21 protein-coding genes are annotated in these 18,304 nt (G+C 53.7%); 13 read left to right on the top strand and 8 right to left on the bottom strand.

Going from position 1 to position 18,304, the window contains the following annotated elements; translation table 11 throughout:
• The first annotated feature begins 123 nt into the window (after positions 1-123).
• From OK409_RS04535 to OK409_RS04525, 3 genes are read left to right on the top strand one after another with little or no spacing between them, the layout of a single operon-like run.
• A complete protein-coding gene (locus tag OK409_RS04535; protein ID WP_033757795.1) occupies positions 124-609 on the top strand; it encodes an Hcp family type VI secretion system effector in 486 nt (161 codons plus the stop codon).
• Positions 610-612: 3 nt separating this feature from the next.
• Positions 613-1,029 carry a polymorphic toxin type 44 domain-containing protein gene (locus tag OK409_RS04530; protein WP_072101287.1) on the top strand — a complete coding sequence of 139 codons (417 nt, stop codon included), beginning with the start codon at positions 613-615 and terminating at the stop codon, positions 1,027-1,029.
• On the top strand, positions 1,007-1,435 hold the full coding sequence (locus OK409_RS04525; protein ID WP_033757796.1) for a hypothetical protein: 429 nt from the start codon (positions 1,007-1,009) through the stop codon (positions 1,433-1,435). The genes OK409_RS04530 and OK409_RS04525 overlap by 23 nt, the downstream gene beginning before the upstream one ends.
• Here OK409_RS04525 and OK409_RS04520 read toward each other — a convergent pair.
• Entirely contained in the window at positions 1,396-1,599 is a 204-nt protein-coding gene (locus tag OK409_RS04520; protein WP_072014594.1) for a hypothetical protein, read from the bottom strand. The genes OK409_RS04525 and OK409_RS04520 overlap by 40 nt on opposite strands.
• Positions 1,600-1,770: 171 nt before the next feature.
• On the opposite strand from OK409_RS04520, the gene sapA reads away from it, so the two are divergent.
• From sapA to OK409_RS04500, 4 genes are all read left to right on the top strand, one after another.
• Positions 1,771-3,393: an ABC transporter substrate-binding protein SapA gene (sapA, locus tag OK409_RS04515; protein WP_064691354.1), complete on the top strand. Its 1,623-nt coding sequence runs from the start codon at positions 1,771-1,773 to the stop codon at positions 3,391-3,393.
• The gene (sapB, locus tag OK409_RS04510; protein WP_010244573.1) at positions 3,394-4,359 is read left to right on the top strand and encodes a putrescine export ABC transporter permease SapB; all 966 of its coding nucleotides are present in this window, start codon (positions 3,394-3,396) and stop codon (positions 4,357-4,359) included. It begins immediately after the preceding gene.
• 151 nt (positions 4,360-4,510) lie between these two features.
• Complete coding sequence (locus tag OK409_RS04505; protein ID WP_010670231.1) at positions 4,511-4,717, top strand: hypothetical protein; 207 nt, start codon at positions 4,511-4,513, stop codon at positions 4,715-4,717.
• A 296-nt stretch (positions 4,718-5,013) separates the two neighbouring features.
• Positions 5,014-5,904 (top strand): GNAT family N-acetyltransferase, encoded by an 891-nt coding sequence (locus OK409_RS04500; RefSeq protein WP_264366802.1) that lies wholly within the window; start codon positions 5,014-5,016, stop codon positions 5,902-5,904.
• A gap of 275 nt (positions 5,905-6,179) precedes the next feature.
• Here the strand turns inward: OK409_RS04500 and OK409_RS04495 are convergent, their stop codons facing one another.
• Positions 6,180-6,521: a helix-turn-helix domain-containing protein gene (locus OK409_RS04495; protein ID WP_072171254.1), complete on the bottom strand. Its 342-nt coding sequence runs from the start codon at positions 6,519-6,521 to the stop codon at positions 6,180-6,182.
• 304 nt (positions 6,522-6,825) lie between these two features.
• Positions 6,826-6,948 carry a hypothetical protein gene (locus tag OK409_RS04490; protein WP_263293121.1) on the bottom strand — a complete coding sequence of 41 codons (123 nt, stop codon included), beginning with the start codon at positions 6,946-6,948 and terminating at the stop codon, positions 6,826-6,828.
• A gap of 156 nt (positions 6,949-7,104) precedes the next feature.
• Here OK409_RS04490 and OK409_RS04485 point away from each other — a divergent pair, with 156 nt between their 5' ends.
• A complete protein-coding gene (locus OK409_RS04485; protein WP_010244562.1) occupies positions 7,105-7,308 on the top strand; it encodes a hypothetical protein in 204 nt (67 codons plus the stop codon).
• A gap of 50 nt (positions 7,309-7,358) precedes the next feature.
• On the opposite strand, the gene OK409_RS04480 is transcribed toward OK409_RS04485, so the two are convergent.
• On the bottom strand, positions 7,359-7,655 hold the full coding sequence (locus OK409_RS04480; RefSeq protein ID WP_413629546.1) for an Arm DNA-binding domain-containing protein: 297 nt from the start codon (positions 7,653-7,655) through the stop codon (positions 7,359-7,361).
• A 165-nt stretch (positions 7,656-7,820) separates the two neighbouring features.
• Here OK409_RS04480 and sapC point away from each other — a divergent pair, with 165 nt between their 5' ends.
• From sapC to OK409_RS04455, 5 genes are all read left to right on the top strand, one after another.
• Positions 7,821-8,711 (top strand): putrescine export ABC transporter permease SapC, encoded by an 891-nt coding sequence (sapC, locus tag OK409_RS04475; protein WP_010670235.1) that lies wholly within the window; start codon positions 7,821-7,823, stop codon positions 8,709-8,711.
• Complete coding sequence (gene sapD, locus OK409_RS04470) at positions 8,712-9,707, top strand: putrescine export ABC transporter ATP-binding protein SapD (protein ID WP_010244553.1); 996 nt, start codon at positions 8,712-8,714, stop codon at positions 9,705-9,707.
• Between the two features lies 1 nt (position 9,708).
• Positions 9,709-10,512 carry a putrescine export ABC transporter ATP-binding protein SapF gene (sapF, locus tag OK409_RS04465; RefSeq protein WP_010244550.1) on the top strand — a complete coding sequence of 268 codons (804 nt, stop codon included), beginning with the start codon at positions 9,709-9,711 and terminating at the stop codon, positions 10,510-10,512.
• 141 nt (positions 10,513-10,653) lie between these two features.
• A complete protein-coding gene (fabI, locus tag OK409_RS04460; RefSeq protein ID WP_010244547.1) occupies positions 10,654-11,442 on the top strand; it encodes an enoyl-ACP reductase FabI in 789 nt (262 codons plus the stop codon).
• 217 nt (positions 11,443-11,659) lie between these two features.
• The gene (locus OK409_RS04455) at positions 11,660-12,772 is read left to right on the top strand and encodes a CMD domain-containing protein (protein ID WP_264366801.1); all 1,113 of its coding nucleotides are present in this window, start codon (positions 11,660-11,662) and stop codon (positions 12,770-12,772) included.
• Between the two features lie 6 nt (positions 12,773-12,778).
• Here the strand turns inward: OK409_RS04455 and OK409_RS04450 are convergent, their stop codons facing one another.
• From OK409_RS04450 to OK409_RS04435, 4 genes are all read right to left on the bottom strand, one after another.
• Entirely contained in the window at positions 12,779-13,675 is an 897-nt protein-coding gene (locus OK409_RS04450; RefSeq protein ID WP_264366892.1) for a LysR family transcriptional regulator, read from the bottom strand.
• Between the two features lie 191 nt (positions 13,676-13,866).
• A complete protein-coding gene (locus OK409_RS04445) occupies positions 13,867-14,598 on the bottom strand; it encodes a YoaK family protein (RefSeq protein ID WP_264366800.1) in 732 nt (243 codons plus the stop codon).
• Between the two features lie 151 nt (positions 14,599-14,749).
• Complete coding sequence (locus OK409_RS04440) at positions 14,750-16,294, bottom strand: methyl-accepting chemotaxis protein (protein ID WP_010670240.1); 1,545 nt, start codon at positions 16,292-16,294, stop codon at positions 14,750-14,752.
• A gap of 185 nt (positions 16,295-16,479) precedes the next feature.
• Complete coding sequence (locus tag OK409_RS04435; protein WP_132498720.1) at positions 16,480-18,066, bottom strand: PTS transporter subunit EIIC; 1,587 nt, start codon at positions 18,064-18,066, stop codon at positions 16,480-16,482.
• Between the last annotated feature and the right edge of the window lie 238 nt (positions 18,067-18,304).

Here is an 18,304-nt window from a genome sequence, read left to right as displayed (position 1 = left end):
ATTAAATATTGATCTTTATCATTATGCCTTCGATTTTTTTAATATGCACTTGAGGTTTATGCGAAGCCAGCATTAACTATCCTCCAAAAGGAATATAACTTAACCCATTAAAGGATTTTTAATATGGCTATTCCAGCATATCTTTGGCTGAAAGATGATGGTGGTGCGAGCATCAATGGTTCAGTAGATGTTAAAGACCGAGAGGGAAGTATTGAAGTTACGGGTTTTTCTCATAACTTAAGACTGCCGACTGATTCTATGACAGGCAAACCCACAGGGACAAGAAAACATGCACCCATCATCGTTCAAAAAGAATTCGATTCATCTTCGCCCTACCTTTATAAAGCAGTGGCAACTGGACAAACATTAAGGTCAGCCGAGTTCAGATGGTACAATATCAACTACGCAGGTCAGGAAGAAGAATACTTCAACATACTACTTGAAAATGTCAGAATTGTCGGTATTTCGCCTATTATGCATGACACTAAAGACCCTGAAAAAGAAAAACATAATCATCTTGAATGCGTTGAGTTTGCTTACGAGAAAATAACCTGGAAGCATTGTGATGGTAACATTATTTTTTCAGATAGCTGGAATGAAAAGGCATAAATCATGAGATATCCTGCCTTAGCGGCATCTCCCTCTCCTCCTTATGATATTCTATCATTTACTCCAGCTGGAGTTTCGTTGATAAACAATATGATGGTTGCACGTTTTCACAGGGGACCCTCAGCCCTGACATATGTCTGGTTTTATAACCAGGTTAAAGGACATGGCCCATGGGATTATAAATTTCAACATGGGAGCCAATATGAACATTTTGGTAATTTTCATTATGGTGCTGTGGGGCATGCCGCTGGAATAAAAGACGCTGTTCTTCTTCGCGCAGCCGGTTGGGCGCAAAACCGGGCCGGAACCCGCAGAGAGGAATTTGATGTCTGGTATGGCGCAGCGCCTTTTGGAGATGACCCTGACGATCAATACTGGATAAGAGCAGGGATAGATTATGCAAAACGTTCCGGTTTTTAAAAAGCGCACGCTGGTTCTGATGCTGATGCTGATGACTATTGTCTTTGCAGGCTGGCGACTTTCGCAGATATCACCGCTTGAACAGTCGATCATCAGGAAAGTTAACGTCAGCAGCCGGATTAACCTTTACATCACCGAAGCCAGTGCGGGTGCCACAACTGCCTTCTCATACCGTTTTTATCTTTATGATGCATCCCGAAGCGATGAATCTTTTAAAGAAAGTCTGAACGACGACCTAAAGCCTTTCCTGATCACCTCAGATGGTGACGTCTTTCCTCGGGTTCGTGATAAGGCGGTATATTTGACGATAAACGGCGAGATTTTCGCTTTCCACAATTTGCCTGGTATTCGCATCAACGAGGAGCCCTATTCCGTCCCGGTCTTCCTCACCGCTTCACCACTTTGATCCCCTTTGCTTGCAATCCCTTCCCCGTCCAGGCAGACATGCCACTCTGCAAAAGCCAAAAAAAAGCCCGCCAACAGGCGGGCAACGATACTGGAAGCAATGTGAGCAATGTCGTGCTCTTCTTCGGCAGAGCTACCGTCGAAGCGCAGATGAATAATAATCATTCTTATTATCATCTGTAAACAAGTTATTGAGAATTTTTCTCATTACCACACCTTCTGTACGCTCTTTTTACCGCCGCGATGATGAAAATCAGTCTGGCAGCGGTTGCAGGTTTTGGGACAATGCCCGCTTTGCGATACACTCTGTTTAATGCCTCAAAATCGTTGAGTTCTATGTCAAAACTATTATGTTCGCTGTTGCTAAGCCTCAGCGTGTTGAGTGCCCCTGCGTGGTCAGCGCCTGCGGGTGATATCCGCCAGACCGGCTTCGTCTATTGCGTCAGCGGCACGCTGAACACCTTTAATCCGCAGATGGCCAGCAGCGGGCTGACTGTCGATACGCTGGCGGCACAACTCTATGACCGCCTGCTGGATGTCGATCCTTACACCTATCGTCTCAAGCCCGATCTGGCGTCCAGCTGGGAAGTGCGCGATAACGGCGCAACGTATCGCTTTCATCTGCGCAGCGGCGTGCAGTTCCAGCAGACGAATCAGTTCCGCCCCACCCGTGCACTGAACGCCGACGATGTCGTGTTCAGCTTCGCCCGGATGTTTGACCGCAATCACCCCTGGCACAACGTCAATGGCGGCAACTATCCCTACTTTGACAGTCTGCAATTCTCCGACTCCGTGCAGAGCGTGAAGAAAATCGATAACAGGACGGTTGAGTTCAGGTTAAACAGCCCGGATGCGTCGTTCCTGTGGCACATGGCGACCCACTATGCGCCAGTGCTGTCGAAAGAGTATGCCGACCAGCTTACCGCGCAGGGCCGGCAGGAAGAGATGGACAGACAACCGGTTGGCACCGGTCCTTATCAGCTCAGCGAATACCGCACCGGTCAGTACATCCGCCTGGCGCGCAATCCTCACTACTGGAAAGGGGTGCCGCGTCTGCAACAGGCGGTGATTGATCTCGGCTCGGGCGGCACCGGGCGGCTTTCCAAGCTTCTGACCGGTGAATGTGACGTGCTTGCCTATCCCGCGGCCAGCCAACTCACCATCCTGCGCGATGACCCGCGCCTGCGGATGACGCTGCGTCCCGGCATGAACATCGCCTATCTGGCCTTTAATACCCGCAAGCCCCCGCTCGACCGCCCTGAGGTACGGCACGCGCTGGCGCTGGCGATCAACAATGAGCGGTTGATGGAGTCCATCTATTACGGCACCGCCGAAACCGCCGCCTCGATATTACCTCGCGCCTCATGGGCATATGATAATGATGCGCGCATCACCAGCTATGATCCGGAGAAGTCCCGTGCCGCGCTGGCGGCTCTGGGCATCAGCGATCTGCATCTGCGGCTGGTGGTGCCTGCCGCGTCGCAGTCGTGGAATCCCAGCCCGCTGAAAACCGCCGAACTGTTGCAGGCGGATCTGGCGCAGGTTGGCGTCCGGCTGACCATTGTGCCGGTAGAGGGGCGTTTTCAGGAGGCGCAGCTGATGGCGATGAATCATGATCTGACACTTTCAGGCTGGGCCACCGACAGTAACGATCCCGACAGTTTCTTCCGGCCGCTGCTCAGTTGTGCAGCGATTCGCTCGCAGACCAATTACGCGCACTGGTGCTCGCCGGCCTTTGACGAAACGCTGCAGAATGCGCTGTTATCACAACAACTCTCTGGCCGCATCGACAGTTATGACAAAGCGCAGCAGATTCTGGCGCAGGAGTTGCCGGTGCTGCCACTGGCATCCTCTCTGCGACTGCAGGCGTTTCGTCATGATATTAAAGGGCTGGTCCTGAGTCCGTTTGGCAACGCCTCGTTTGCCGGGGTTTATCGTGAAAGCGATAAGGAAAAGTAAGTGATTATCTATATTTTGCGGCGCCTGCTGCTACTGATCATTACCCTGTTTCTGCTGTCGCTGGTGAGCTTCAGCCTGAGCTACTTTACGCCTGACGCCCCGCTGGAAGGCGCGGCGCTCTCGGACGCCTGGTGGTTCTGGTTTAAAGGGATGCTGCAGTTTGATTTCGGCGTCTCCAGCACCAACGGTCAGGAGATTGGCCTGCAATTGCGTGAAGTTTTCCCGGCCACCATGGAGTTGTGCATCCTGGCGTTTCTGTTCGCGCTGCTGGTCGGCATCCCGCTGGGGATCTGTGCCGGCGTGATGCGCAATAAATGGCAGGACAAAACCATCAGTGCGCTGGCGCTGATTGGCTTCTCTGCGCCAATTTTCTGGCTGGCGCTGCTGCTGACGCTGTTCTTCTCGCTGACGCTGGGCTGGCTGCCGGTGTCCGGTCGTCACGACCTGCTCTATCCGGTGCAGAGTGTCACTGGCTTTGCGCTGATTGATGCCTGGATGAGTCCTTCGCCCTGGCGACATGAGATGATTATCAGCGTCCTGAACCACCTGATTTTACCGGTGCTGGTGCTGGCGATGGCGCCGACGACGGAAGTGATCCGCCTGCTGCGCAACAGCACCAGCGACGTGATGGACAAAAATTATGTCAAAGCGGCGGCCACGCGGGGTCTTTCGCCGTTTACCGTGATCCGCCGCCACGTGCTGCATAATGCGCTGCCGCCGGTGATCCCGCGTCTGGGTCTGCAATTTTCCACCATGCTGACGCTGGCGATGATCACCGAGATGGTCTTTAACTGGCCGGGTCTGGGCCGCTGGTTGATAAACGCGATTCGACAGCAGGATTACGCGGCGATCTCCGCTGGCGTGATGGTGATTGGCGGGCTGGTGATTCTGGTCAATGTGATTTCTGACGTGATTGGTGCGGCCATGAATCCGCTGAAACATAAGGAATGGTATGCCCTGCGCTAACGCTCAGGGCGCTAAGGCAAACATAGAATAAACATATGACTTTTGTCTTTCAGAAGTCGTGCTGCAAGCAGGAATTGATGTACACGAATATTGTTCCTGCAGAAACCGATTTAAGTTCGAAGCGTAAACATTAATGAGGAGATGAACATTTATGGATGAAGTTGATCTGGCACAGGAGCGTGAAGAAGCGCATCTCGCTGCCTCTCTGGCAGCTCGTAAGGCCAAACTTAGAAGCCCGAACGGCTTATGCATCTGGTGTAAAGATGAGCCCGTAGTGGCTGAAACTGCTTTCTGTTCAAGCGAGTGTGATGAGGATTATCATAAGCATCGCCGGGAGCAGAGCCAGCGGATTGTTTGAAAGAGAATGAAGTCACCCGGTCAGGCTATTACGCGGGTGACTCAGATAAACTTGATATAAATGTCAGGCAGCCCTCACAAATATAAAGCAATAAAAACGATACCGCTTGATAGATTCTTGATATTTCCTTGTCTTTACGTTGATAAAATAAATGCATAATGCCCTGATTAAAATGTCACAGCAGAGACCATCTGTCCGGAGTTAGTGACAGGAAACAAAATAATATAGGGCGGCTGACATTCAGGAACCATCTTTTAACTCGATTTATCAGAGCGACTATCAGGTTTAACATTTATATGAGCCACTTCAAAAGAATGCTTTACGGCTGGGAAAAATCCGACGCTGGCATTTATGAGCAATGTTTTAACCGTTTTGGCGGGAGTGTTAATATGCATCCTGACGTGATCAGGTTTTTCTCATCTCGCACAGGTCATGAGGCAACGTATTTTCATAAAGTAAAGCAAGGTGGCTATATTGCCGCATATGCCCTGCTGGATCACTCACGGATAGGTGTCGATCAATGGAAAAAATTCCCGCTATCTTATGATGAGATCATGGTGCCGGCGGCTAAAAATGCCTCGATGCTTTTCCCTGAAAGAACCAATAAAATGTCACATTTCAACAAGCACAATTTCATAAATTTTAACTTTTCTTTTGCCCGAAAAAATAAAGTGTGCTTTGTAAAAGAGAGCTATTCAGTTAAAACAGAAAAGAATCGCCGCAACGAATACAACCGGTTCATACGTGCGGGTGGCCGCTGCTGTGACATGAATCAATTCAGCCCTGAAGAGCTGGCAGACTATTATATCTTCCTTTTTAAATCCCGTTTTTCTGACAGCATAACCTGTTATTCCAGGGAGAACCTGATCACGCTTATCATTGCCATGAAAAGGATGCTCTTCGGCTATATTCTTTTTGTAGGGGACGAGCCGTGCGCGATGGATCTGCTCTTCATGGCTGAGAGTGAACACATCATCTATTTTGATGTGCCAAACGGCGGCGTTAACATGAAATATTCGGACCTTAGTCCGGGTAGTTTACTTATGTGGAAAAACATTGGTGCGGCACGGGACTACTGTAAGCAGACGGGCAAGGAGATGAGGCTTTCAATCGGTTCACTTGATAAAGAATGGACGTATAAGCTTCGCTGGGCGGATGCGCACTCCACGGGGAAAACAATTTTTTAATCTTTCTTAGGAATCAGGCTTATTTTCTGCAACAAAGCGGCTAAAAATTAGCACAAAACCGCGCGTTCCTGAATTGCCATGCACCAATGAAGGGTGTTTAAAGATAAAACGTTTAATCTCAGGGCCGATTTTAATTTTTTATGCATCGCGGTCCTTCCCCGCCGTCCTGTAGATAATAATTTTCTGCGGATGCAATCAGGTAAACCTATGGCATTACGTAAGCTATTAGCCTCTGCCTGAAAATGGTGTCATCGCTGGGGAAGCAGAGAGAGTTTTTATCTGATTTTTTTTGCAGCATCAGTGACTCGCCAGATGCCAGGAGGCATACCAAAATGTCGCGAGAAGGCGCGCGTGAACGTTTGCTGTGAGTCGTAGTTGAACTGATCAGCTACCTCTGCAATAGTGGCTTCAGTAAACCTTAAACTCAGCGAGGCCGCCTGCATTCTGGTGTTATTAATATATTTCCCGAGGCTGACTCCGCAATGCTTTGTGAACATTCTGTTAAGGTACCATTTTGAATATCCACTTTTTTTAGCCACTTTATCCAGGCTTATTTTTTCATCCGTATGATCATCAATCCATTTTATTAATGCATTAAAGAAGTTTTTATCTGTCATGCCATCCCCCTTTTGCGTTTTTTGCGGTCTCTTTTAATTCAAATCCATTGTCACACAAAATTTAATTCTATATTGATCGTTTGCAATTGCCTTGTCTAAGCTCCTTTCATTTTATTCTCGCCACCGATTTATCTCCTTTAGTAAAGAGTTCACTCTCAGGACGCGACTATCCCTCAAAGTCATCAATGAACAATCAGGAAATGATGAAGAATCTGTCAATGTTGCACAAAAAGGGATCTCTGTTGAGGCGAACGTCTTAGGTGTTGGATTATCCGTCTTCCGTGGAAGATTTACGGTGTATTACTCATGCAGCATCATGAACGATTTCCTGTGCGGGTTCCGGCAGGGTTTCAGTAGTGAGCCATTCGCGCATAGCATCTGCACCTGAAATCGCCAGGCGGGCATGCTTCCACAGCGGTCTGAACACCGGGACACCTGAAGCCAGCCGGTAATCGCGCGTAATATCGGAATCAGGTAATTCACTGAGATGCCTGATATTTTCAGGATAGGCTAAAATTCTTTATGTAAGAGTCAGCAACAAACCTCGCGGTAACGACGCGGTTTATCAGAAAGAGGACGAAAAATGAAATTCGCTGTAATTTTTGAAGATACCGGCGTTGAAGAGGAACATGAGTTTGACACCAAACCTGTTGCCGGAGATTTAGTAACATTAACGCGCGATGGGATAGGTAAAGATTATATCGTTATCATTGAGCCGGATCCTGACCACACCCATGACGATGGGCCTGACGGACACCCGACAAAGGCCAGGGTCCGGCCAGCGTAGCCTCCGCTAAGATCTACTCCGCCGCCCAACAGGGCGGTTTTTATTGCCTGTTATCCGGAGGTGAATATGACTTTTATCAGGCTGTTCAGGACGATATGCCGACGCGGATCATAACCCTTTGCAATCCAGAGCCGAAATTGCTGACGCCGTTTCCTTGCCTGTAACAGGGATATCGACGGATAATCCCCTGTAGACAGCTGACGGGTTAACCCTCCCAGCGATAACGGTAGAAAAATGTCACGCCGCCTCGAATGGAGAGCCTGACATTCAGTCCGGACGAGTTGAAGATAACCTCTGCTTTGTCGCGGCGCTTTCCTGAGCTTAGTGTCTGTCTGCAATGTGTACATCTTCTTTGCGTCTACGCAGAGGCGTACACAAAACACATAAATTAACGCTACTCAGAGTCAGCCATGATAAAGAAACAAAAAGCATGTCCTCAGGATAACCCTCTGATATGAGTGATTTTTATAAAGAAACGTTGTCCGAACTCAAGCACAATAAAGTGAAAGCGTATGCCCTCCGATAATATCTACGCCGAAAAACGCCTGCCCAGCGCGTTTCGTCAGAGCTGGCACCATTTCTATGGCAACCCGATTTCGATGGTCGGGCTGTATGGCTTTGGCGCACTGCTGCTGCTCTGTCTGTTTGGCGGGCTGATAGCGCCATACGATATCGATCAGCAGTTCCTGGGTTATCAGTTGCTGCCACCGTCCTGGTCACACTACGGCGATGTCTCCTTCTTTCTCGGCACCGACGATCTGGGTCGGGATGTGCTGAGCCGCCTGCTGAGCGGTGCGGGTCCGACGGTGGGTTCGGCGATTCTGGTGACGCTGTTCGCCACGCTCGGCGCGCTGGTGCTGGGCGTGCTGGCAGGCATGACGCATGGCATACGCTCGGCGGTGATGAACCACGTGCTGGACACCCTGCTCTCTATTCCGTCGCTGTTACTGGCGATTATCGTGGTGGCGTTTCTCGGACCACGACTCGAGCATGCATTGCTGGCGGTCTGGCTGGCGCTGATTCCACGTCTGGTGCGCGAGATTTACAGTGCCGTGCATGATGAGCTGGAAAAAGAGTATGTGGTGGCGGCACGTCTTGACGGTGCCAGAGGCCGCAACATCCTGCGCTACGCCATTTTGCCTAACATTTTACCGTTGCTGATCACCGAAATTACCCGCGCGCTATCGATGGCGATTCTGGATATTGCCGCACTCGGATTTCTCGATCTGGGCGCGCAGCTGCCTTCGCCCGAATGGGGAGCGATGCTGGGTGATTCGCTGGAGCTGATCTACGTCGCCCCCTGGACCGTTATGCTGCCGGGTGTGGCGCTGATGGTCAGCGTATTAATTGTTAACCTGCTCGGTGACGGCATCCGTCGCGCCGTCGAAGCGGGAGTGGAATAAATGCCGTTACTCGATATCCGTAATCTGACCATTGAATTTATGACCGCTGACGGACCGGTCAAAGCGGTCGATCGCGTCAATCTGACGCTGGGCGAAGGTGAAATCCGTGGCCTGGTCGGTGAGTCCGGCTCCGGTAAGAGTCTGGTTGCCAAGGCGATCTGCGGCGTAACTAACGATAACTGGCGTGTCACCGCCGATCGCATGGTGTTTGATGATGTTGACCTGCTGCGCCTGTCGTCGCGCGAGCGCCGCCGCATTATCGGGCATAATGTCTCGATGATTTTTCAGGAGCCGCAATCCTGCCTGGATCCCTCCGAAAGCATCGGTCGTCAGCTGATGCAGGTGATCCCGCGCTGGACGTATAAAGGTCCGTGGCTGAAACGCTTCTGGTTCTGGCGCAAAACCCGCGCCATCGAACTGCTGCATCGCGTCGGCATTAAAGATCACAAAGATATAATGCGCAGCTTCCCCTATGAGCTGACCGAAGGCGAATGCCAGAAAGTGATGATCGCGATTGCGCTGGCTAATCAGCCGCGTCTGCTGATTGCCGATGAGCCGACGAATGCCATGGAACCCACTACGCAGGCGCAGATTTTCCGCCTGCTGAGCCGTCTGAACCAGAACAACAACACCACCATTCTGCTGATCAGTCATGACCTGCGCACCATGAGCCAGTGGGCGGACCGTATCAACGTGATGTACTGTGGTCAGACGGTAGAAACCGCCCAGAGCGAAGATTTAATGAGTACGCCGCACCATCCTTATACTCAGGCGCTGATTCGGGCGATGCCCGATTTTGGACGATCCCTGCCGCACAAAAGCCGTCTCAATACTTTGTCAGGGGCGATCCCGTCGCTGGAGAGCCTGCCGATTGGTTGTCGTCTGGGGCCACGTTGCCCTTATGCGCAGCGCAAATGTATTGAAACGCCACGGCTTACCGGCAGCAAAACGCATCTTTATGCCTGTCATTTCCCGCTGAATATGGAGGGCCAGTAGCATGGAGACCCTGCTGGAAGTGCGCAACCTGAGTAAAACCTTCCGTTATCGTACGGGCCTGTTCCGCCGTCAGCACGTTGAGGCGGTGAAGTCAGTCAGTTTTACCCTACGCGAGAGGCAGACGCTGGCGATAATCGGCGAAAATGGCTCCGGCAAGTCCACGCTGGCGAAGATGCTCAGCGGCATGGTCGCCCCTACCGAAGGTGAGATTCTGATAGACGATCATCCGCTGACCTTTGGCGATTATGGCTATCGCAGTCAGCGCATCCGCATGATTTTCCAGGACCCCTCAACCTCGCTGAATCCGCGTCAGCGTATCAGCCAGATTCTGGAGTTCCCGCTGCGGCTTAATACCGATCTCAGCGCGGAGGATCGAGAGAAACGCATTATCGCCACCCTGCGTCAGGTGGGATTACTGCGCGATCACGCCGGCTATTATCCGCACATGCTGGCACCCGGTCAGAAGCAGCGACTGGGTCTGGCCCGCGCGTTGATTTTGCAACCCAAAGTGATTGTGGCTGATGAAGCGCTGGCCTCGCTGGATATGACGATGCGTTCCCAGCTGGTGAATCTGATGCTGGAACTGCAGGAGAAGCATGGGATCGCTTACATTTATGTTACCCAGCATCTGGGCATGATGAAGCACATCAGCGATAAGGTGCTGGTGATGCATCAGGGCGAAGTGGTCGAGCGCGGCGGCACCGCTGATGTACTGGCCTCCCCGCTACACGATCTGACCCGACGACTGATCAGCAGCCACTTTGGCGAAGCATTGAGTGCCGAAGCCTGGCGGCGAGAGCGTTGATTTTTGCTGCATATCGCGGAAATTGCGGGCCGATTTACCTGATTTATGAGAGACGTGCTAGAATCCGCACGTCGATTAACGTCGGTCGCTTACTTTTTAACCATGCGGCCGCCAACTACAATGACCATAAGGATTACAGCTATGGGTTTTCTTTCCGGTAAGCGCATTCTGATTACTGGCGTTGCCAGTAAACTTTCCATCGCCTACGGTATTGCACAGGCGATGCACAAACAGGGCGCAGAACTGGCTTTCACCTACCAGAACGACAAATTAAAAGGTCGTGTGGAAGAGTTTGCCAAAGATTTGGGTTCAGACATCGTGCTGCCATGTGACGTAGCCGAAGATGAGAGCATCAAATCTCTGTTCACTGAACTGGCAAAAACCTGGCCGAAATTTGACGGTTTCGTTCACTCTATCGGTTTCGCCCCTGGCGAGCAGCTGGTTGGCGACTACGTGAACGCCGTTACCCGCGAAGGCTTTAAAATCGCGCATGACATCAGTGCTTACAGCTTCGTCGCGATGGCCAAAGAGTGCCGCGAGATGCTGAATCCACACTCTGCGCTGCTGACTCTCTCTTACCTGGGTGCTGAGCGCGCGATCCCGAACTACAACGTGATGGGTCTGGCGAAAGCGTCGCTGGAAGCCAACGTGCGCTACATGGCAAACGCCATGGGCCCGGAAGGCGTGCGTGTTAACGCCGTTTCTGCCGGTCCAATCCGCACCCTGGCAGCATCAGGCATCAAAGATTTCCGTAAGATGCTGGCACATTGCGAAGCGGTCACCCCGATTCGCCGTACCGTTACCATCGAAGATGTCGGCAACTCAGCAGCATTCCTCTGCTCTGACCTGGCTGGCGGCATCACCGGTGAAGTGGTACACGTTGATGGCGGCTTCAGCATCGCCGCAATGAACGAACTGGAACTGAAATAAGTTCTGCAAGGGCGAGCCTGGCTCGCCCTTCTCTTTGCTCCCGCCTCGCCCTTCCTGCCTGATTTCGCTGCCGTTATACCGTAACGCTATTAATTATCACCGATCAATCTTTTGCCCCGGACTGGCCATCAGCGACGATAAGCCTGCCCTTCGGTTTATGCACATTTTCAGATTCTGCCGCCTGCATACCGAACCCGAATTTGCAAAAGGATTGATCATGGAACAACGCCGCTATCCGGGCCATAACCACTGGTTTTACGAGAGCCAGACCAGTCCACGTACCTCACAGGCCGCACCGCTGGTGCCCGAGGCCGCCCATATTGATGACCGTTTTTTGCTGGGATGTTACACCGATGACAACGTGGTGCAGTCACTGCTGCGCACCAATCAGCCCGCCCTGCTGGCGGCGCGCGATCTGGCACAGCTGCTGTTCCCCGACCGCGTCGTCACCACGCTTACGCACACCTTAACGCTTTACGATCGCCTCAGCACGGCGCTGACGGTGGCGCAGGTGGCGGGTGTACAGCGGCTGTGTAATCACTACTCTGCCCGCCTCAATCCGTTGCCCGGGCCCGACTCCTCACGTGAAAGTAATAATCGCCTCACCCAGATTACGCAGTATGCACGCCAGCTGGCGATGCAGCCTGAGCTGATTAGCGCCAGCGCAATCACTGCCCTGGATGCAGTCGGCCTGACAGAGCCCGATATTGTGACGCTGAATCAGGTGATCGGCTTTGTCAGTTATCAGGCGCGGGTGGTCGCCGGTTTACAGGCGCTGCAGGCCCAGCCGGTACGCTGGCTGCCCGGCAGCACTGCACCACCGGATGCTGAGGCCGCAGGTTTTGATCAGCCTGCCCGCTGGCAGCCCGTGCTGAAACCGCTGGAGTTGCGGTATGCCAGTGCTGAGCAGCTCGCTGCCATTACCCGCTGTCAGTCGCTGCCGGGAATGCAGGACGCGGTATGGCTGCTGGCACACGATCCCTCAGTGCTCTATGGCTGGGCGCAACTGCGTCAGCATCTCACTCAGGACAATACTCTGGCAGAAGCGACGGCCGCCCGTATTCTGGGCAGTCGCTGGGCGTTCCGGCTGCTGGCCGGAAATGAGATCTTAATTGAGGGCGTGGATGACGCGGCGGCAAAAGAGGAAGAGCAGCAGATTATTGCGCTGGCGGCACAACTGACCCGCTCGCCCGAGCGATTCAGCGCGGCTCACCTGCAACCGCTGATGGAGGCGGGCTGGGAAGCTGAGGCGCTGTTCGCACTGATTCAGAGCGTGGCGATAGGCAACTGGAACAGCCGCCTGTTTTATGCGCTGGGCGAGGCGCAGTAACTGGAATTACACCGGCAGCAGGCCCCGTGCTTCATCGAAAAAGTGCTGCGCCAGCGGTGTGGCTCGGCCCGGTTCGGCAATTACCAGCGCCGCCTGGCGCGCCATCGGCGGCAGCGTAATAGCGCGCTGCTGCAGCCCCTGTAATGAAGCGGACAGCAGATGACCGACCGGCGACACCAGCAGCCCGAGGCCGACCTGCGCGCACTGCATCAGCTGCATGACAGAGGCGCTCTCCACGATCACCCGGGGTACCAGCGCCGCCTCGCGAAAAGCCATATCAAGATAACGCCGGAAATAACGCGTCGGCTCCGCCAGGCAGAGCGGCTGTTGTGCCACTTCATCAAGCGTCAGCGCGGTTTCCCCCACCAGCTCAGGGAAATGGATGGGATGGAATATGGCTTCAACGCCCCGATCTGCCAGCATCTCGGTCTGAAAATGGAGTTCACGCAGTGTTGCCATCTCGAAAAAACCGATCCCGACATCCACGGTGTGGCTGTTGAGCGCTTCCAGCAACTGGTCAGCACTCAGTACCGCAATGCGATAGTCGAGCTGAGGATAACGCGCCTGCACCGCTTTCAGCAGCAGCGGCAGTGCCATGCTGCACTGCGGCACCACGCCAACCCGCAGCGTACCGTTCACCCCATGCTTCAGCGATTCCACTTCCAGCTTCAGCCCCTGATAGACCGAAACGATTTCCCGCGCCCATGCCAGCACACGGTCGCCCTCTGGGGTAAATCCGGCAAAGTTATTGCTGCGGTTAATCAGCGGCAGGCCCAGCTCGCGCTCAAGATTTTTCAGGCGCATAGAGAGGGTTGGCTGTGTAACAAAACTGGCTTCCGCGGCCCGCCCGAAATGGCGTTCACGTTCCAGGTTACACAAGTAAATGAGTTGTTTAATGTCGATGTTAATTATCCATCAGCAGGTTGAAGGCTGTTCGCATTACTGTCTCGTTCGCAGGATCAACCAGAGTATAAGGCTGAATGTTACCCCGCGCAGGCTAGGATGTTTTAACCGCACGGTTCATTTGCACAGGCGGATCGATGAAATCAGGACTCCGCGCCGCCCTGAATTAAGCATCAGTGAGGGTTGCGCACTTAAATCATCGCGCCCTGTTGTTTTGCTGGCTTAGTAAAGATGGCATTCAGCGCCAGACAGATTAACCCGAACCCTACTGGCAGCAGGAAATCGTAGCTAAGCAGCCGGTAAAGCCCGATTCCGGCTATCCCTCCTGCAAGGAAAGAAAGCAGGGTCAGACAGTGCAGTCGCAGCCGGCTCAGATAGAGCGGCGCCTCTTTCGGTGACGCTGTGCGCCGCAGCACCTCAAACAGCATTGCCAGCTCAATCCCGATATCGGTCGCCGTGCCGGAGATATGGGTAGTGCGAACGCGGGCATTGGAGATCCGCGTCACCACCGCATTTTGCAGCCCCATTAAAAAGCTCAGGCTCATTATCAACACCACACCGGGCGACTGCGGCGGAAAGTGATTTTCAATCACCCCCAGTGCAATCAGCGCGCCGCCCTCAATCAGGATGACAAAGGCATAGATAGTGCGGATATTTCTGCGGTGCCCGGCATTAATGATCAGCGTTGAACACAGGGAACCCGCAATAAACAGAAGCACGATCGACAGAAAAAACAGGCCAGGCCCCAGATTCGCTTTTGCGAGATGATCGGAAAGCAGCGAGACATTCCCGGTCATGTTGGCTGAAAAAAAACCGACGATCTCAAAGGCTGCGGTATTCAGTGCGCCTGCGGCAGCGGCAAGCGTACAGGCCAGTCGGGTATCCGCGCTGTTGCTACGGGCACTTTCCGTGCTGATTAGCATGACCACCCCATATTTACTGGAAAGCCTTATAATCCGCCGATTAGCCCTGCGCCACAAGGCACTGCATCAAACTCTCCCTTCTCTGTCGGGCATTACTCAGCATCGGGGCTCCGGACTCCGCGCTGCATAAACTCAGCGCGGAGCCCCCTGATTAACGGTTTGCCAGACGGAAGGTGGAGACCGACTGCGTCAGATACTGCACCTGCTCTTCCAGCGAGGCAGATGCTGCGGCAGACTCCTGCACCAGCGCCGAGTTCTGCTGTGTAACGCTGTCCATCTCGGTAACGGCCTGCTCAATCTGACCGATACCGCGACTCTGTTCATCAGAAGCGGTTGAGATGTGCTCCATCAGCAGATTCACGCGGCTGACAGAGGAGATAATGGCGCTCATCGCCTCACCGGTCCGGCTGACCTGATCGGAACCGGCGTGGATGATCGAAACAGATTCCGCAATCAGCCCCTCAATCTCTTTGGCTGCGGTAGCGCTGCGCTGGGCCAGATTACGGACTTCCCCTGCCACCACCGCAAAACCGCGACCCTGTTCACCCGCCCTGGCGGCTTCGACTGCCGCGTTCAGTGCCAGAATATTAGTCTGGAAGGCGATGCTGTCGATCACGGTGGTGATCTCCTCGATCTTCTTCGAGCTGGCATTAATCAGCGCCATCGATGTCACCACTTCCTGCGAGACCTTTTCGCCGCTTTCCGCGTTTTTCACCGCTTCACTGGTCAGGCGGCAGGCTTCAAAGACGTTTTCAGTGTTCTGTTTCACCGTTGCGCCAAGCTGCTCCATGCTGGCAGCGGTTTCCGTCAGCGCGGCAGCCTGCTGTTCGGTTCGCGAGGCGAGATCGATGTTGCCCGCCGCAATCTCCTGAGAGGCGGTGGAGACTGAGCGGGTTGAATCGCGCACCTGGAGAATAATGGCGGTCAGCGCGCTGCGCATCTGCTCCAGCGAGCCCATCAGCAACTGAATCTCACTGCGCGAACCGGCTTTGACCGGCACCGTGGTATCCAGGACGCCCGCCGCAATCAGCTTGCAGTGTTCCTGCGCATCATTGATCGGCGAAAGCACATAGCGCTTCATGAAGATGTAAATGGCGACGATGATGGCGAAAAACAGCACCCCAAACAGCCCCAGCAGGGTAATGCCGGAGGTAAAGTGACTCTGTGCATCGCTGTTAAGTTTTTTGGCATAGGTTTCATGCTGGGCCAGCACCCGATCGAGAATGATTTCATACTGACGGTCAAGGCGAACCACGGTGGCGATCTGATTTTTAAAGCGCACCTGATCGTGCGCCTCTGCCGCCTCAATCAACGGCTGTAAACCCTGCTGACGATAGGCCTGATAAGCCTGGCTATAGGCGTCGGCTTCCGCCTCTTCGCCCGGCAGACGCGGCGCGTTCATATAGGCCTGAAATGCAGCATCCGCTTTGCTGGCCACGGTCCGAACGCTGTCCAGCGTGGCGGGATTGTTTGCGTCACTGCCCTCAATCTCCTTCATGTACTCCATCAGACGCACACGCAGCGTGCGGCTGTGGTTAATGGGGTCAATCACCGAGAGCACCACACGGATCTCTTTGTTAACCGCATTCAGCGAGTGATTGCTCTGGATCAGCAGCCAGGTGCTGATTGCCACGCTGGTGAGAAACAGCGCCAGCAGGAAGGAGAAGATAATCAGGGAGGATTTTTTTAACGACATCGCGGTGTTCCGAAAAGTAAGAGGATTAGTCGCTATATCGGCAGAAAGGTACGGCCCATTAGGGCTGGGCTTTTTTTAGTTACAATAAGCGGGACGGCAGCGGGCGGAGCGCTCCGGCGAACAGGGGCTAACCGCCCACGAGTGTCGGCGGTTAGCGTTGTGACGAAGAGTGAAACAGGCTGCCGTTAAGCGACGCCCAGCGCCATTTTTACCTCGTTGGCGATCTTCTCGACCTGCGGGCCGTAGATCACCTGAATGTCGTGCTCGCTGACGCGATTGACCCCATTGGCACCGGTGCTCATCAGCGTCTGATCGACCACCTGATTCATCTCCCTGACCCGTACGCGCAGCCGGGTAAAGCAGCAATCGACATCCTCGATATTGGCCTGCCCGCCCAGCCCGCTGATAATCACCTGAGTCCGTTCATCCGCGGCGACCTGTTGCGGTTTCTCATCCTCCGATTCACGGCCCGGCGTTTCAACATTCATCCGGGTAATCACCAGCCGGAAAGCGTAGTAGTAGATTGGCGCATAGATCACGCCCAGCGCCAGCGTCCACCACCAGTGGGTTTTTGCCCCGCCCAGCATGCCGAACACCACCAGGTCGATAACACCGCCCTGCACGTTGCCAATCATCAGATGCAGCATCGACATCAGCATAAACGACAGGCCGGTCAGGAAAGCGTGCAGCAGATAGAGCACCGGAGAGACAAAGATAAAGCAGAACTCCAGCGGTTCGGTGATGCCGGTGGTGAAGGAGGTCAGCGCCCCCGCCATGACCAGTGCTTTGACCCGCTGTTTATGCTCGGGTCGGGCGGTGTGATAGATCGCCAGCGCCGCGGCGGGCAGGCCGAACATCATCACCGGAATCTTGCCCTGCGCCAGGAACTGCGTGGCGGTGCGCAGCGTCTCATCGGGGATCGATCCCGGATGAGTCAGCGACGCGTTGAAAATGTTCAGTGCACCAACCACGGTCTGGCCATCGACCACCGCCATGCCGCCAATAGGCGTGAAACGCACGGTTTCGTTAAGGATGTGATGCAGGCCGGTGGGGATCAGGATGCGCTCAAAGGCCCCCAGCAGAAAAGCGCCATACTGCCCGCTTTTGCCAATCATCTGTCCAATCCAGGCGATACCGTCGCCAATGGTCGGCCAGATCAGCGCCAGCAATACTCCAATCAGTGGCAGACAGACCACGGTCACAATCGGCACAAAACGCCGTCCGCCAAAGAAGCTGATCGCGGTAGGCAATTGCTGGGTATAAAAGCGATTGTGCAGCGCCACCGTTACCAGTCCGGCAATCACCCCGCCCAGTACGCTCATGTTGTAGGTAAAGACGCCCAGCATGTTGATATATTCCGCCGAGGTCATCATGGCGGTGGTCTGGTCCATGCCCGCCTGCTGCAGGGCTGCAGGTGTGGTAGTAGTGGCGGTGATCCCTTTGGCCGCCAGCGTCGCGCTGATACCAACGTTCATCACGATATAGCCAATCACCGCGGCAAAGGCGGCGGTAGGTTTTTCCGCTTTCGCCAGTCCGATGGCACTCGCTACCGCAAAGAAGACCGGCAGATTAGCGAATAGCGCTCCGGCAACCTTGCGAATAAAGCCGATAATTAACTGCGGCACCTGCATCTGCGCAAAGGCATCGCCGGTGACCGCCGGGTTCTGCATGGCCGCCGCCAGTCCAAGGAAGATACCTGCGGCAGCGATGACCGAGATTGGCATCATCAACGCTTTGCCAAATGCATGAATCTGGCTGGTCAGCTGTTTCATGGAGTCGTGCCCTCTCTGATTGTGAACAGCAAGTATTAGCCTGTTGTCGGGAGAACTCCCGTTATCAGCAGGTTAAAGGCGGGTAAAATCTGACCAGCATCACATTTCTGGCTTATGCACGATAAACGCTAGCTATCGCACCATTAAGTCAATCAATTAGACAAGGTATGAGGATAGCTGCAGACTTCCTTTCACCATCAGGATATAACCTGATAACAAACACCAAACAATAATTCCT

The sequence above is a fragment of the Pantoea sp. RG18 genome, assembly GCF_025910075.1.
In the GTDB taxonomy this organism is placed as follows: Bacteria; Pseudomonadota; Gammaproteobacteria; order Enterobacterales; family Enterobacteriaceae; genus Pantoea; species Pantoea agglomerans.
The sequence above is the reverse complement of the archived record's forward strand: the minus strand, read 5'-3'. Positions and strand labels throughout refer to the sequence as shown.